The organism is Thiomonas sp. X19 (genome assembly GCF_900089495.1).
Classification (GTDB): Bacteria; Pseudomonadota; Gammaproteobacteria; order Burkholderiales; family Burkholderiaceae_C; genus Thiomonas_A.
Genome location: NZ_LT605203.1, coordinates 3,635,191 through 3,650,165, shown reverse-complemented (window position 1 = coordinate 3,650,165; position 14,975 = coordinate 3,635,191). Strand labels below are relative to the sequence as shown.

The following is a 14,975-nucleotide window of genomic DNA, read 5'->3' as shown; positions in this document are numbered from 1 at the left end:
ACGCTGCGGGAAATGCTGGGGGGAGGCGCACCTGCCACAGCAACCGCCTCCGAAAAACTATGTGCTGACGTGAGTGCCGATTACGCCGCGTATAGCAGCACCGCGAAGAAATGGAACACGGTACCGGCGAGCACGAACAGGTGCCAGACGAAATGCGTGTAGGGCACTTTGTCGTCGAGCACGAAAAACACCACGCCAAGCGTGTAGGACACGCCACCCGCCAGCAGCAGCGCCAGGCCTGGGGTGGGCATGTGGAGCCAGAGCGGGCGTATGGCGATCAGCACCACCCAGCCCATGGCCAGGTAGAGGAATGTGGAAAGACGGGGATAACGCGTGCCACCCATGATTTTGAAAAACAGGCCTGCCAGGGCGAGGGCCCAGATCAGGCCGAACAGGGTCCAGCCCCAGGTGCCGTGCAGCACGCCCAGGGTGAAGGGTGTGTAGGTGCCGGCAATGAACAGGTAGATGGCGACATGATCGACGACCTGCAACACGCTTTTGACGCGTTGGTGGGGCAGGGCGTGGTAAAGCGTGGAGACGAGGTAGAGCAGGATGGCGCTGCTGCCGAAGGTGATGTCGCCGGCGAGGGTGGCCGCACTTCCTTGCTCGGTGGAATGAACGACGAGGATGGGAAGCGCAGCGATAGCCAGCGCCAAGCCCAGGCCGTGGCTCAGGCTGTTGGCGATCTCCTCGCCGAGGGTTTGGGCACGCGAGACCGCAGGAATCGAGTGATTTTGTGCCATGCGATAAATGATAGGTTCATCACCCTCAAATTGCCATCGGCCGCTGGATGACATCCCCGCCAGTATGGCGGGGCAGATGGCGGTCAGTGGCCCGGAGTTTCGACCGACTTGGCGAGCAGGGTGTAGTGCTCGACCTGCGGCGCCGTGGCGAAGAACGGGCCGACGATGCCCCGCCACTCAGCGAAGGCTTCCGACTGGCGAAAGCCCACCATGTGGTCTTCCAGCGTGGCCCAGAAAATCATCAGCAGGTAGCGCTCGGGGCTCTCCACCCCCTTGTTGATCCTGTAGCCGCAAAAACCCTTGGCATGGGCAATGACGGTTTCGACGCCGCGCACGATGGCGGCGTCGAATTCGGCCTGGCGGCCAGGCTGGATGCGGATGTCGGCAAGTTCGAGAATCATGGGGGCTTTCCTTGGGTTGGAGCGAACGGTCAGCGTTCCTGGTCGGTCGGCCGCATCAGGATTTCGTTGATGTTCACATGCGCTGGCTGGCCGGCGCAGAACACGATGGTGCGGGCGATATCCGCGCTTTGCAACTCTGGCGCATGCCATCCGCCCAGGCGTTGAGGGCGGCTTGCGTCGGACCGTGGGCGATGTGCTCGCGCAACTCGGTTTCCACCACGCCGGGCTCGATCACCGTCACGCGGATATTGTCCTTGTAGGTTTCGCGCCGCAGCGACTCGCTGAAGCCCACCACGCCCCATTTCGTCGCCGAGTAGCCGCCCGCATTCGGGTTGGCCTGGCGCCCCGCGGTGGAGGCGATGTTGATGATGTGTCCATCCTTGCGTGCGCGCATGCCTGGCAGCGCCGCCTGGCAGGTCGCGATGAGGCCCAGCACGTTGAGCTGCGTCATGTGCTGCCAGCGTGCCAGATCGGCCGTGTCGATGGGCTCCAGATACATCACTCCGGCGTTGTTCACCAGGAGGTCGAGCCGGCCGAAGTGGGCCTCGGTGTCGCGCACGACTTGTTGCGCGGCTTGCAGGTCCGCGAGATCGGCCGGTAGCACCAACACCTCGGCGGCCAGGGCGCGGAGCTTGGCGGCAAGCGCCTCGAGCCGGTCGGCGCGGCGGGCGCAGATGGCAATGCGCGCGCCGGCCTGCGCCAACAACAGCAGGGCGGTGGCTTCGCCGATACCGGACGAGGCGCCGGTGACCAGGGCGACGCGGCCGGAAACGCCGGCCGGGGCCAGATTGGGGGGAATGGATTGCGCAGACATGCTGAACTCCGTGTCGGATGAAAGTAGCCTTTGATTGTCGATCGATACGCCGCGGGCTGCAGGCGGCGTGCGCTGAACCTTGGCTCGCCAGGCATGTCCCCATGCGCCTGTGCGGCTCGCCGATGCATCGGCTAAAGTTAAAGACCCTCACAAACCGAGCGCACACTGCGTCGCCCCGACCATGCATGCGAAGCCAAGTGCCCTGATCGTGGGTGCTGGCGGTGGCCTCAGCGCCTCGCTGGCCCGCGTCCTCAGCCGCGACGGCGGCTATCGCGTGGCCTTGGCCGCACGCCACCCGAACAAACTGGCGCCGCTGGTCCAGGAACTGGACGCGCTGGCGCTGGCCTGCGATGCGAGCGACCCGGCCCAGGTCGATGCCCTGTTCGCGCAGTTGGACCGAGCCTTCCAGGCCCCGCCCGATGTCGTCATCTACAACCCCGCCGCCAGGGTCGGCGGGCCGATCACCGAGGTCGATGCCCAGGCGGTGGCGCAGGCGCTGGCGGTCACCGCCTACGGCGGTTTTCTCGTTGCGCAGCAGGCGGCGCGGCGCATGTTGCCGCGCGGGCAAGGCGCCTTGCTGTTCACCGGCGCTTCGGCCAGCGTCAAGGGCTATGCCCACTCAGCCGCCTTTGCCATGGGCAAGTTCGCGCTGCGCGGCCTGGCGCAAAGCCTGGCGCGCGAACTCGCGCCGCAAGGCATTCATGTCGCGCATGTCGTGATCGATGGCGCCATCCGCAATCCGGGGCGGGTGGAGCCTGCCGGCGCGCCCGACTCCATGCTCGACCCCGATGCCATCGCTCGCAACTACCTGCAACTGCTGCAACAAGATCGCAGCGCCTGGTCTTGGGAGCTTGAACTGCGACCGTGGGTGGAGCGGTTTTGAGCAGTGGAACCCCCAGCAGCACCCCCTTGCAGCGGCCCCAAAGCCTTGAACCGGGAAACCCCCACGAGTCCACGATGATCGAAATCTGCGCCGTCGATTGGTCCAACCCCAGCCATGCCGCAGGCGTGCTCGCCATGATCCGGGCCTACGCCCTGGAGGCGACGGGCGGCAAGGGCCTGGAGCACGAAGCTGAGGCCCGCTTGATTCCGGCGCTGCGCGAGCGCCATGACTACGTTGGCGTGCTCGCCCTGGCGCCAGGGCAGGCGGTGGGTCTGGTGAATGCCTTCGAGGGCTTCTCCACCTTCATGGCGCGCCCACTGCTCAACGTGCACGACGTGTATGTGGCGCCAACTCGGCGCGGGCAAGGCTTGGCAGCGCGCATGCTGGAGAGCTTGGAGGCGCTGGCCTTGGCACGCGGCTGCGGCAAACTCACACTGGAGGTGCTGGAACACAACCTGCCGGCCATCGCCAGTTATCGCAAATTCGGCTTCCAGCCCTATGCCCTCGACCCGGCGCAGGGCCATGCCACGTTCTGGGAAAAACGTCTACCGTTGCGCGCCGACGAAGCCGCAGCTTGAACAGGCCCTAGGAGACTGTCGGACTTTGCGGTCTTCCGGATGAAGACGCTATCCGAGACAATTGCTGCTGCACAACCGAGAGCCCGAGCCGATGAGCCGCTTCGTCCCTGTTGACCGAGACACCGCATATCTGTTGCCACCGTCGGTGGACGAATGGCTGCCCACTGATCACTTGGCGCGCTTCGTGGTCGAAGTCATCGAGCAGCTTGATCTGGGCGATCTGGCCCGACAGTACGCAGGCCGGGGCTCGGCGGCGCACCATCCGGCGGTGCTGCTGGGCCTGCTGATCTACGGCTACGCCAACGGCGTGCACTCCAGCCGCAAGATCGAGCGGGCGACCTACGACTCGGTGGCGTTCCGCTTTGTTGCGGCCAATACCCACCCCGATCACGACACGCTGGCGACGTTCCGCCGCCGCTTCTTGAAGGAGGTGGAGGCACTGTTCGTGCAGGTGCTGGTTCTGGCGCGCGAGATGAAGCTGCTCAAGCTCGGACACATCGCGCTGGATGGCACCAAGATCGACGCCAACGCCAGCAAGCACAAGGCCTTGTCGTGGGCTCATGCCAACAAGATCGAGGCGCAGCTGCGCCAGGAAGTACAAACGCTGCTGGCGCTGGCAGAGAACAGCGACCGCGCGACGGTACCCGACGGCATGGATGTGCCGGCGGAGATCGCCCTGCGTGCAGATCGCTTGAGCGCAATCGCGCAGGCCAAGGCCAAGATCGAGCAGCGCGCCAGCGAACGCCATCAGGTCGAGCAGCAGGAGTACGAGGCCAAGACCGCCAAGCGCCAAGCCCAGCGCGAGGCGGGCAAGAAGCCGCGCGGCAAGGACCCTGAGCCGCCAGAGGCCGGCCCCCGGAGCAGCGATCAGGTCAACCTCACGGATGAAGAGTCGCGCATCATGCCCGTGTCGGGTGGGGGCTTCGAGCAAAGCTACAACGCACAAGCCGGCGTGGACATCGCGACGATGATGGTGATCACCCAGCATGTGAGCCAGGCATCCAACGACAAGCGCGAAGTTGTGCCTACGCTGCAGCAGATCCAAGCGTTACCCGCGGTGCTGGGCGAGGTGCACACGCTCATCACGGACAACGGCTTCTTCAGCCAAGCCAACGTGATCGCGTGCAACGACGCGGGTATCGAGCCGCTGCTGGCGCTCAAGCGGGAGTCGCATCACACGCCGGTGATGGGGCGCTTTGCACCCGATGTGCCCGAGCCCCAGACGACGGATCCGCTCGTGCAGATGGCACACCGCCTGGGCACGCAAGCAGGCCGAGCCCTGTACGGCCTGCGCAAGCAGACAGTGGAGCCGGTGTTCGGCATCATCAAGCAAGTGATGGGTTGGCGCCAGATGAGCATGCGCGGGCTGGCCAAGGCACAAGGCGAATGGAGCTTGGTGACCATGGCTTGGAACATCAAGCGCATGCACGTCCTGCGAGCCGCGTGAGGGCAATAGTGCGCCCCGACCACGCCAAAACCGAGTCCCCAGGCCGCCCCATGTGCCCTCACAGTGTCTCGCCAACCATCGAGAGCGTTCGATCAGCGCGCCGCTGTCAAAAAAAACGCGTCGCACTGATCAATCGGATTCGCTCGGGTTCAAGTCCGACAGCCTCCTAGGCATTTTCGTGGCCGCTTGCAAGGCTGTGGCGTTGCCGTTGCGGCACACCGTGGTGACTCAGGGCTCGTTGGCTGCCGGCGCACCGTGGCACAGCTTGTACTTCTTGCCCGAGCCGCAAGGGCAGGGATCGTTGCGCCCGACCTTGGCCGCATTGCGGATGGGCGGCGCCTTGGCCTGGCGCCAGTAGTCGTAGATGGCAGTGGCGCAGTCGGCCAGCGCGTCGGCGGCAGCGCGGTGATAGTCGTCGTCGAGCTGTTGATCGCCGAGTTGCGCCCAGCCTTCCTCGGTGCCGTAGAGCATGATGAGGCTGAGCTCGTCGGACGGCTCCTCCAGCATCGGCGCCCAGCCTTGCGGGTCTTGCGCCAGACCCAGCACATAGCCGCTGCACCATTCCTCGATGATGCTTTCCTGTTCGTCGCCTTCGCCGTTCAAATAGATGAGCGGGGCGTAATCGTCCGGATGCTCGCTCAGGGTGGTGGCCAGCATGTTCCAGTAGCGCATCAGCAGGCCCAGAAACTCCTCGGCCTGTTGTTTGTCCTTGAATCGGGGCTGGGCCTTGCCTTCCTCGCTGTCCCAGATCCACGGCAGCGCCTGGGTTGGAGGCAGCAGTTTGGGGCCCGAGAGCAGGGCGGTGAAAAACCCATCCAGCATGGAAATATCCATGACGGTTTCGGGCATGTCGTCGCTGTCGAGCAGTTGCTCCAGGCGGTCGAGTTCGGTGTCCGAGAGGGGAGTGTCAGGTCCAGGTGCAGGTGTTTGGGGCATGTTCAGGCAGCCGAGGCAAGAAGAAGGCCGAGTGTAGAGCCTCCTCGGCTCTGGCCAGCGTCAGCCCTGAGCCGGGCTGGTGCGCAGAAATGGCGTGAACAGGCCCTTGCTGCCGGGGTTTCAAGGAAACGCTGGTATGGCCGGTTCGACGCCCTCCGGGCTGGCATCGGGGTGGTGCTGACGGATCAGGGCGTGAATTTCATCCACGCGTGCCACCGGCACGTCCAGCATCATCAGGAATTGGCCCGACTGAATGGCTTGTTCATATTGCTTCAAGCGCGGGCTTTCGATGCTGATGCCAATCATGCTGCTCACCCAGGCGCCGAGCACGGTGCCGGCCACGGCCAGCGCCACCACCAGGGCCCCCGCCGAAATCACCGCCACCCCGGGTATGGAAATGGCGACCAGCCCGGCAATGGTTCCGGTGGCGCCTCCGTATCCGAGGCCACGCTCGATGGCGGGGATGAGGTCGGTCTTCTGGGCCAGGCCGGCTTCAGGCAGATTGCCCAGGGGCGTGCCGTCACGGGCGAGGATATGGATGTGCTTCTCGGCAATGCGCGCCACCAGCAGTTCATCAACGATGGTGTGGGCCGTGGCGGCATCGGGGACCAGGAAATAAAGGCGTCGCATGGCAGGCTCCTCGCTCAAAGGGTGCGAAGCCGGTTCAGCAGGCATCCGGCTTCGCTGATGCTTTGATCATAGGCGCTGAACATCAAAAAAACACCCCGGAAGTACCAATTTCGGCGTGTTTCAGCGTCGCTTCAGTTTCCATCGGCTGGCCCCTTCAGGCCAGTGTGTGCAGGGCTCGGCGCAAGGTGTCGACGAGTTGATCGATCTGTCCCTGCTCGATGATGAGCGGCGGCGACAACGCGATGGTTTCGCCGGTGTAGCGCACCAGCACGCCGAGCTCGAAGCATTTGAGGAAGGTTTGAAAGGCGCGCTTGCCCACGCCATCCGCATGGGAGTGCAACTCGATGCCCGCCACCAGACCGAGGTTGCGGATGTCCTTGACATGAGGTGCGTCGCGCAGGCCATGCACGGCGTTTTCCCAGTACATGTCCAGCCCCTCGCGCTGCACACGGGTGAGCAGGCCTTCGCTGGCGTACAGCTTTTGCGCGGCCACCGCCGCGGCGGCGGCCAGCGGATGTCCCGAGTAGGTGTAGCCGTGGAAAAACTCCACCACCCCTTCGGCCGCGCCGTTGACCACGGCGTCGTAAATGCCCTCGCGCACGAACACCGCGCCCAGCGGCACCGCGGCGTTGTTCACCGCCTTGGCGCTGGTGATGATGTCGGGCGTGACGTTGAAATACTGCGCCGCGAACGGAGTGCCGAGGCGGCCGTAGCCGGTGATGACCTCGTCGAAAATGAGCAGGATGCCGTATTTGCTGCAGATGGCGCGCAGCTTTTCCAGATAGCCCTTGGGCGGCGCCAGAACCCCGGTGGAGCCAGCCAGGGGTTCGACGATGACGGCGGCGATATTGCTTGCGTCGTGCAACTGCACGATGCGCTCCAGATCGTCGGCCAGATGCGCACCCCACGCGGGCTGGCCACGCGAAAAGGCTTGGTGTTCGGGCGCATAGGTGTGGGGGAGGTGGTCCACATTGGGCAGCAGGCTGCCGCGAAACACCTTGCGGTTGGCCACCATGCCGCCCACAGAAATGCCGCCGAAGCCGACGCCGTGGTAACCCCGCTCGCGGCCGATGAACAGGGTGCGCGTGCCCTCGCCGCGGGCGCGGTGATAGGCCAGAGCGATTTTCAGCGCCGTATCCACCGACTCCGAACCTGAGTTGGTGAAAAACACCTTGGTGAGATCGGCCGGGGCGATCTTGGCCAGCAGATCGGCAGCCTCGAATTGCGCCGGGTGGCCCATCTGGAAGGGCGGCGCGTAGTCCATTTCGCTCGCCTGCCGCGCAATGGCCGCGGTGATTTCCTCGCGCCCGTGGCCCGCGTTCACGCACCACAGCCCGGCCACGCCGTCGAGAATCTCGCGCCCGTCATGGCTGCGGTAATGCATGCCGCGGGCGCCGACCAGCATGCGCGGCGCCGCCTTGAACTGGCGGTTGGCGGTGAATGGCATCCATAGCGCGTCCAGATTCGGCAGATTCATCGCACCCTGCTGCCCTGCGCGCGTCAGTTCGGTCTGGTCCATCGTGCATCTCCATTGTGTTCGACTCGATCCATGGCATTGTGCTTGCGCTTGCGGCTCTGTCCAAGTACCACAAACTCCACGCCCCATGGAGCCATGCCCGGGTCATGGTGGACGATTAGCATCGAAAGCATGCGCATCTTTTTCGATACTCTCCCGCGATGAACCGGCTCCTCCAATCCGCCTGGCGAGCCCTGCTGGATACCCTGCGTCCGCGCATGCTGGCCCTGTCGCTGCTGCCGCTGGCAGCCACCGCAGTCTTGGGACTGGTCGCCCATGCCCTGTTCTGGGAAGGGTGGCTTGCGTCCATGCAAGCTTGGCTGCAGACCCAGACTTGGTTGCTGGACCTGTTGCGGGCGGTGGGTTGGACGCAGCCGGTGCAAGGCCTGAGCATGGCACTGCTCACGGCCTGCAGCATCCTGGCGCTGCTGCTGTCGAGCCTGCTCTTGGCCGCGGCTTTGGTCATGCCGGTGGCGGGCCCTATGGTCGCGCGGGCCCGTTACGCGCAACTGCAGCAGCGCGGCCGTGGCCGGCTGGTGCAGTCGCTTCTCTGGTCGCTGTGGATCACGCTGGCGGGTTTGGGGGCGTTGCTGTTGAGCCTGCCGCTGTGGTTCATTCCAGTTGTCGGCTGGCTCGTTGCGCCGCTGATCTGGGGCTGGATGACGGCGCAGATGTTCGCCTTCGACGCCGTCGTTCAGTTCGCCAGCGTGCCCGAGCGCAGGCAGCTCCTGCGCGACCATCGCTGGTCCCTCTTGCTCATGGGCGTGAGCTGCGGTTACCTCAGCGTTTTGCCGACCTTGTTGTTCGGCCTGGGCTGGCTGGTGCTGGCTTTGTTGCCGGTGCTCACGCTGCTGGCGCTGTGGCTGTATGTTCTCAGTTTCGTGTTCACCGCTCTGTGGTTCGTGCATTATTTGCTGGCAGCCTTGGCCGCTGGGCGCGAGCAACTCGTGACCACGGCGTGATCCAGGACGCTGGCTGCAGGGCCGCGGCACCGGCCGACATGCCGTGCGCAGCACCTCCCCCTGCAGTTTCCCTTCCACCTCAGCTCGCGTTCCATCATGGCGATCGGCCTCTATATCATCGGCGACGAAATCCTGTCTGGCAAACGGCGGGACAAGCATTTCGCGCAAGTCCAGGAACTGCTGGCAGCGCGGGGCATGCAACTGCACTGGGCGCAGTATCTGAGTGACGACCCCGCCTTGCTGCGAATGGCCCTGCGCGCAAGCTTTGCCCGGGGTGATGTGGTGTTGAGTTGCGGCGGCATTGGCGCCACGCCCGACGACCACACGCGCCAGAGCGTGGCGGCGGCCCTGGATGTGCCGCTTGAACTCCATCCCGAGGCCAAGCGCCTGATTCAGCAACGCATCGCCACGGCAGCGCTTGGGCCGCCCGATTCGCCAGCCAATGTGCAGCGTTTGCAGATGGGCATGTTCCCGCAAGGCAGCGCCATCATCGCCAACCCCTACAACCAGATTCCCGGGTTTTCGATCCGCCAGCATTTCTTCGTTCCGGGTTTCCCGGTCATGGCTTGGCCCATGTTGGCCTGGGTGCTCGACGGGCCGCTGCGGCATTTGCACCGCATCGGCAGTTATCTCGAGCGTGCCGTCATCGTGCAAGGGGCGATGGAGTCGGACCTGACTCCGCTCATGGAGCGCATCGAGCACGAGCATGCCGGTGTCAAGGTGTTCAGCCTGCCGAGTGTGGACCACCCGGAATGGGGCCGGCATATCGAACTGGGTGTCAAAGGCGAGCCTCAAAATGTAGAAGGCGCGTTTGATGCACTCAAACAGGGACTTGAGGGCCTGAAAGCACGTATTTGCACAGAAGTTGTGCGAAAACTCTAACGAGCACGCTCTTGGTGCGTCCGGGCTTTCGGGCAATCATCCCTGCCCATCCACTTTCACGACGGTTTCCCGGGCATGGCCATTTGCCAAGGCGTGGCATGGTTTCTGCTAGATTTTCGGCATCGTCGACGACACGATCAGTGTGCTCATGAACAGCCTCTTGCAGGTCCATGCCCCAGCGCCAGGCCCCTTTCCCAACCCACTCCCATGACTGGAGAATTTGCATGACCAAACACGTTGCTGATGTGATGAATATGGTGAAGGAACACGACGTCAAGTTCGTGGATTTCCGTTTCACCGACACCCGCGGCAAGGAACAGCACGTGACCGTGCCGATTTCCGCTTTCAACGATGAAAAGTTCACCCAGGGCCATGCTTTCGACGGCTCGTCCATCGCCGGCTGGAAAGGCATCGAGGCGTCGGACATGCTGCTCATGCCCGACCCGAACACCGCCAATGTCGACCCCTTCATGGAAGAAACCACGCTGCTGCTTAGCTGCGACGTGCTCGAGCCGGGCGACGGCAAGCCCTATGACCGCGATCCCCGCTCCATCGCCAAGAAAGCCGAGGCCTACCTCAAGGCATCCGGCCTGGGCGACACCGCCTTCTTCGGCCCGGAGCCCGAGTTTTTCATTTTCGACCAGGTGCGCTGGAACGTCGACATGTCCGGCTGCTTCGTCAAGATCGACTCCGACGAAGCCTCCTGGATGTCGGGCGAGAAGATGGAAGGCGGCAACATGGCTCACCGTCCGTCGGTCAAGGGTGGCTACTTCCCCGTGCCCCCGGTGGACAGCCTGCAGGACATCCGCTCGGAAATGTGCCTGTTGCTGGAGCAGATGGGCGTGCCCGTCGAAGTGCACCACCACGAAGTGGCCGGTGCCGGCCAGTGCGAAATCGGCACCAAGTTCTCCACCCTGGTGCAACGCGCCGACTGGACGCAGATTCTGAAGTACGTGGTGCAAAACGTGGCCCACAGCTACGGCAAGACCGCCACCTTCATGCCCAAACCCGTGGTGGGCGACAACGGCTCGGGCATGCATGTGCACCAGTCGGTATGGAAGGAAGGCAAGAACCTGTTCGCCGGCAATGGTTATGCCGGGCTGTCCGAGTTCGCGCTGTACTACATCGGCGGCATCATCAAGCACGCGCGCGCCCTCAACGCCATCACCAACCCGGGTACCAACTCGTACAAGCGTCTGGTGCCGGGCTTCGAGGCTCCGGTGAAGCTGGCCTACTCGGCCCGCAACCGTTCCGCCTCCATCCGCGTGCCTTATGTGCCCAGCGACAAGGCGCGCCGCATCGAGGTGCGTTTCCCCGATCCCACCTGCAACCCCTACCTGGCCTTCTCGGCCATGTTGATGGCTGGTCTCGACGGCGTGGAAAACAAGATCCACCCGGGCGAAGCCGCCAGCAAGAACCTGTACGACCTGCCGCCGGAAGAAGACGCAAAAATCCCGACCGTGTGCTCCAGCCTCGACCAGGCGCTGGACTATCTGCACAAGGATCGTGCCTTCCTCACCAAGGGTGGTGTGTTCAGCGAAGATTTCATCGACGCCTACATCGACCTGAAGATGGAAGAAGTCACCCGTTTCCGCATGACCACCCACCCGGTGGAGTTCGATATGTACTACTCGCTGTAATCGTGACCCGTCGGCGTGCGTTGAACCAGCACAGCGCGCCGTTCTGCAAACGACAAGGGGACGGTTCGCCGTCCCCTTGTCGTTTTTTGGTCCAGGGACGGCATTCCGGAAAGGCCGGGCACTGCAGAGCGCGTTCTGGGTCTTACACTGATACAAGCTGCTGAAGCGCGTCCGTTCTGCAGCCTGATTTTCACCAAGCCGGCTCAACTTTCACTGACAGGTCATCGATGTTCCGACTCCCGACTCCCCGCCGCAATCTTGCACTTGGACTGGTGTGGTCGGGGCTGGCCTTGGTGCCGCTGGCGCCCCCGCTGGCCCATGCCCAGGAAACCGACCCGAACCGGGTCTACCGCTGCCCGGACAACTCGTACACCAATATGTTGAGCGTGGTGAAGGCGAAGAACTGCAAGCCGGTGGACAACGCCAATGTCAGTGTGATGTCCCCGACCACCCCGTCGAAAAGGCCTGCCGCCGCGCCACGGAGTTCTTCCAGCGCCGACCGCGTCAGCCCGTCCACCCAAACCGAACGCGACGCCGAGGCCCGGCGCATTCTCGATGCCGAATTGCAGAGCCAGCAGCTCAAGCTGCAGGAACTGCTCAAGTCCTACAACAATGGCCACCCCGACTACCTGGGCAACGAGCACAACGTCGGCGGCGGCATCAACCAGCAGAAATATCTCGACCGTGTGGCGGCGATGAAGAACCAGATCACCCTGACCGAGGCCAATATCCAGGCCTTGCAGCGTGAACTGCAACGCTATGGGCAGTGAGTCCCAGGATCCGGCCGGATTCTCGTCTCCCGAGGAGGCAACGAATCCATCCCAGGACGACTTGACACCCTTTGCCGGTGTCGCGATGTCACGCGCTGCTCCCGCCGGCGCCCAGGCTGCACTCGACTGGCTGGCCACGATGGTCGCCCTGGTCGACCCGCAAGGACGGATGCTGCATGCCAACCCGGCGATGGAAGCGGGGCTCGGGCTGTCGCGCAGGCATCTGCTGGGGCGCGATCTGGCGCAGTGGCTGACGCGGCAAAGCCTGTGGCACGAAGCCTTGCAGCAGGTGCAGGCCAATGAATTCAGCAGCAAGCGTTTCGACTGCACGGTGATGGCGCGCACCGCGGCCGATCCGCTGCAGGTGCAACTCATCGTGGCGCGCACCGAGCTGCCCGATACGCTGCTGGTGGAACTCGTGGAGCTTGGCCAGCAGACGCGGCAGGAGCGCGAGGAGCAGTGGCTCAACCAGGCTCAGGCCAACAAAGACCTGATCCGCAACCTGGCGCACGAAATCAAGAACCCGCTGGGCGGCATTCGCGGCGCGGCCCAGTTGCTGCAGATGGATCTGGAAAGCCGCGAGTTGCAGGAGTACACCCGCATCATCATTCACGAGGTGGACCGCCTGCAGACCTTGGTGGACAGCCTACTGGCGCCGCACCGCCGTCCGCATGTGGTGGGCGAGATGAACATCCACGAGGTGCTCGAGCGCGTGCGCTCGGTCATTCTGGCCGAGTTTCCCCAGGGTCTGAGCGTGGAGCGCGATTACGACGCCAGCATCCCGGAATTTCGCGGCGACCGTGAACAGCTCATCCAGGCCATTCTCAATATCGTGCACAACGCGGCCCTGGTCCTGAGCGAGCGCAGGCGCGCGGGCGATGCGCGCATCGTGCTCAAGACCCGCATCGCGCGGCAGGTGACTTTGGCCAAGCAGCGCCATCGCCTGGCACTGCTCTTGCATATCACCGACAACGGCCCTGGCGTGCCGGCGGATATCAAGGACCGTATGTTCTTTCCGCTGGTGTCGGGGCGGGAGGGTGGCAGTGGCCTGGGACTCACCCTGGCCCAGACCTTCATCCAACAACATCAGGGAACCATCGAGTGCGACAGCCAGCCTGGCCTGACCGATTTCCGCATCCTCATGCCGCTGCCGTGAGGTTGACAGGCCGGAGCTCTCGCGCGCGCGGTACTCCTGCGGAGAGATGTCCACCATGAAACCCATCTGGATCGTCGACGACGATCAATCCATCCGTTTCGTCCTGGAAAAGGCGCTGGAGAAAGCCGGCTTGCCGGTTCGCAGCTTCTCCAACACCCGTGAGGTGCAAGCCGCGCTGAGCGACGAGGCCCCGCAGGTTCTGGTCTCCGACATCCGCATGCCCGGCGGTAGCGGCATCGAGTTGCTGCAGGAGGTCAAGCGTACCCAGCCGCAGTTGCCGGTCATCATCATGACGGCCTACTCCGACCTGGACAGCGCGGTTTCCGCCTTCCAGAGCGGTGCCTTCGAATACCTCAGCAAGCCCTTCGACCTGGAAAAGGCGGTCGACCTGATTCGGCGCGCGGTGGACGAGAGCATGCGCGAGCAAGACAGCGAGGAGGCGCGCATCGACGCCCCCGAACTGCTGGGCCAAGCCCCGGCGATGCAGGACGTGTTCCGCGCCATCGGACGTTTGTCGCCGTCGCAGGTCACCGTGCTCATCACCGGCGAGTCTGGCAGCGGCAAGGAGTTGGTGGCGCAGGCGCTGCATCGCCACAGCCCGCGCTCCAACGGGCCTTTCGTCGCCATCAACACCGCGGCCATCCCGCGCGACCTGCTGGAGAGCGAACTGTTCGGCCATGAGCGCGGTGCCTTCACCGGGGCGCAAACCTCGCGGCGCGGGCGCTTCGAGCAGGCCGAGGGCGGCACCTTGTTTCTCGACGAAATTGGCGACATGCCCTATGAGTTGCAAACCCGCCTGCTGCGGGTGTTGTCCGACGGGCATTTCTACCGTGTGGGCGGGCACAGCCCCATCAAGGCCCATGTGCGGGTGATTGCCGCCACGCACCAGAACCTCGAAAACCGGGTGCGCGACGGGCTGTTCCGCGAAGACTTGTTCCACCGCCTCAACGTCATCCGCCTGCGCCTGCCGGCGCTGCGCGAGCGCCGCGAAGACATCGTTCTGCTGGTGCGGCATTTCCTGCTGAAGAGCGCGAAGGACCTGGGGGTCGATGCCAAGCGCTTGTCGGACGAAGCCCTGGCCGCGCTGCAGAACTACCCCTTTCCCGGCAATGTGCGCGAGCTCGAAAACGTGTGCCACTGGCTCACCGTCATGGCGCCCGGCCTCACGGTCGACGTGAAGGACTTGCCGCCCGAGCTGCAGCAGTCCAGCCGCGCGGCGCCAAGCGCGCGTGAACCGGTGAGCGAGCCACGCAAGGAAGACGGCATGCCGACCACTGTGCCGGGCATGCCCGCGAGCGCAAGCTCAAGCCATGCGACCACAGCGCCACCATCGCTTGAGGCAACTCCACCGATGGCCGAATCGCCCGCGCCGGCCGCACCAGCCGAGGGCTGGGAGGCGATCGTGGCGCGCACCACGCGCGAACTGCTGCACAGCGGTCAGCCGGAGGTCATGGATTGGCTCAACCAGCGCTTCGAGCGCGCGGTGATCCAGGCCGCGCTGGAGTTCACGCATGGGCGTCGCATCGAGGCGGCGGTCAAGCTCGGCATTGGTCGCAACACCATCACCCGCAAGATCCAGGATCTGGGCCTGGACGATTGAAGCCGCGGCGGCTGCTC

The 14,975-nt window shown here is 64.3% G+C and carries 15 protein-coding genes; 9 read left to right on the top strand and 6 right to left on the bottom strand.

The window, feature by feature from the left end; genetic code table 11:
- Positions 1–80: 80 nt before the first annotated feature.
- The 3 genes from THIX_RS17610 to THIX_RS17600 form a co-directional block, all read right to left on the bottom strand.
- Positions 81–743 carry a hemolysin III family protein gene (locus tag THIX_RS17610; protein ID WP_112487225.1) on the bottom strand — a complete coding sequence of 221 codons (663 nt, stop codon included), beginning with the start codon at positions 741–743 and terminating at the stop codon, positions 81–83.
- Between the two features lie 83 nt (positions 744–826).
- A complete protein-coding gene (locus THIX_RS17605) occupies positions 827–1,144 on the bottom strand; it encodes an antibiotic biosynthesis monooxygenase (RefSeq protein ID WP_112487224.1) in 318 nt (105 codons plus the stop codon).
- Positions 1,145–1,217: 73 nt separating this feature from the next.
- Positions 1,218–1,958: an SDR family oxidoreductase gene (locus THIX_RS17600; RefSeq protein WP_233224615.1), complete on the bottom strand. Its 741-nt coding sequence runs from the start codon at positions 1,956–1,958 to the stop codon at positions 1,218–1,220.
- Positions 1,959–2,139: 181 nt separating this feature from the next.
- Here THIX_RS17600 and THIX_RS17595 point away from each other — a divergent pair, with 181 nt between their 5' ends.
- The 3 genes from THIX_RS17595 to THIX_RS17585 all read left to right on the top strand — a co-directional run bounded on the left by THIX_RS17595 (position 2,140) and on the right by THIX_RS17585 (position 4,866).
- Positions 2,140–2,841 (top strand): SDR family NAD(P)-dependent oxidoreductase, encoded by a 702-nt coding sequence (locus THIX_RS17595; RefSeq protein ID WP_112487223.1) that lies wholly within the window; start codon positions 2,140–2,142, stop codon positions 2,839–2,841.
- 74 nt (positions 2,842–2,915) lie between these two features.
- Positions 2,916–3,419, top strand: coding sequence for a GNAT family N-acetyltransferase (locus THIX_RS17590; protein ID WP_112487222.1), 504 nt, complete (start codon positions 2,916–2,918; stop codon positions 3,417–3,419).
- A 91-nt stretch (positions 3,420–3,510) separates the two neighbouring features.
- Entirely contained in the window at positions 3,511–4,866 is a 1,356-nt protein-coding gene (locus THIX_RS17585; protein ID WP_112484377.1) for an IS1182-like element ISThsp16 family transposase, read from the top strand.
- A gap of 228 nt (positions 4,867–5,094) precedes the next feature.
- Here the strand turns inward: THIX_RS17585 and THIX_RS17580 are convergent, their stop codons facing one another.
- The 3 genes from THIX_RS17580 to THIX_RS17570 form a co-directional block, all read right to left on the bottom strand.
- A complete protein-coding gene (locus tag THIX_RS17580) occupies positions 5,095–5,802 on the bottom strand; it encodes a UPF0149 family protein (protein WP_112487221.1) in 708 nt (235 codons plus the stop codon).
- 120 nt (positions 5,803–5,922) lie between these two features.
- Positions 5,923–6,432: a DUF1269 domain-containing protein gene (locus THIX_RS17575; RefSeq protein WP_112488449.1), complete on the bottom strand. Its 510-nt coding sequence runs from the start codon at positions 6,430–6,432 to the stop codon at positions 5,923–5,925.
- Positions 6,433–6,586: 154 nt separating this feature from the next.
- The gene (locus THIX_RS17570; RefSeq protein WP_371412938.1) at positions 6,587–7,951 is read right to left on the bottom strand and encodes an aspartate aminotransferase family protein; all 1,365 of its coding nucleotides are present in this window, start codon (positions 7,949–7,951) and stop codon (positions 6,587–6,589) included.
- Positions 7,952–8,109: 158 nt separating this feature from the next.
- Between THIX_RS17570 and THIX_RS17565 the strand changes: the two genes are divergently transcribed.
- The 6 genes from THIX_RS17565 to ntrC all read left to right on the top strand — a co-directional run bounded on the left by THIX_RS17565 (position 8,110) and on the right by ntrC (position 14,958).
- Positions 8,110–8,910 carry an EI24 domain-containing protein gene (locus tag THIX_RS17565; RefSeq protein ID WP_112487220.1) on the top strand — a complete coding sequence of 267 codons (801 nt, stop codon included), beginning with the start codon at positions 8,110–8,112 and terminating at the stop codon, positions 8,908–8,910.
- Positions 8,911–9,006: 96 nt separating this feature from the next.
- Complete coding sequence (locus THIX_RS17560; RefSeq protein WP_112487219.1) at positions 9,007–9,792, top strand: molybdopterin-binding protein; 786 nt, start codon at positions 9,007–9,009, stop codon at positions 9,790–9,792.
- A gap of 224 nt (positions 9,793–10,016) precedes the next feature.
- On the top strand, positions 10,017–11,432 hold the full coding sequence (glnA, locus tag THIX_RS17555; protein WP_112487218.1) for a type I glutamate--ammonia ligase: 1,416 nt from the start codon (positions 10,017–10,019) through the stop codon (positions 11,430–11,432).
- 227 nt (positions 11,433–11,659) lie between these two features.
- Positions 11,660–12,202: a hypothetical protein gene (locus THIX_RS17550; RefSeq protein WP_146748606.1), complete on the top strand. Its 543-nt coding sequence runs from the start codon at positions 11,660–11,662 to the stop codon at positions 12,200–12,202.
- An 85-nt stretch (positions 12,203–12,287) separates the two neighbouring features.
- Complete coding sequence (glnL, locus tag THIX_RS17545) at positions 12,288–13,358, top strand: nitrogen regulation protein NR(II) (RefSeq protein WP_112487216.1); 1,071 nt, start codon at positions 12,288–12,290, stop codon at positions 13,356–13,358.
- 55 nt (positions 13,359–13,413) lie between these two features.
- Entirely contained in the window at positions 13,414–14,958 is a 1,545-nt protein-coding gene (gene ntrC, locus THIX_RS17540; protein WP_112488447.1) for a nitrogen regulation protein NR(I), read from the top strand.
- Positions 14,959–14,975: the final 17 nt, after the last annotated feature.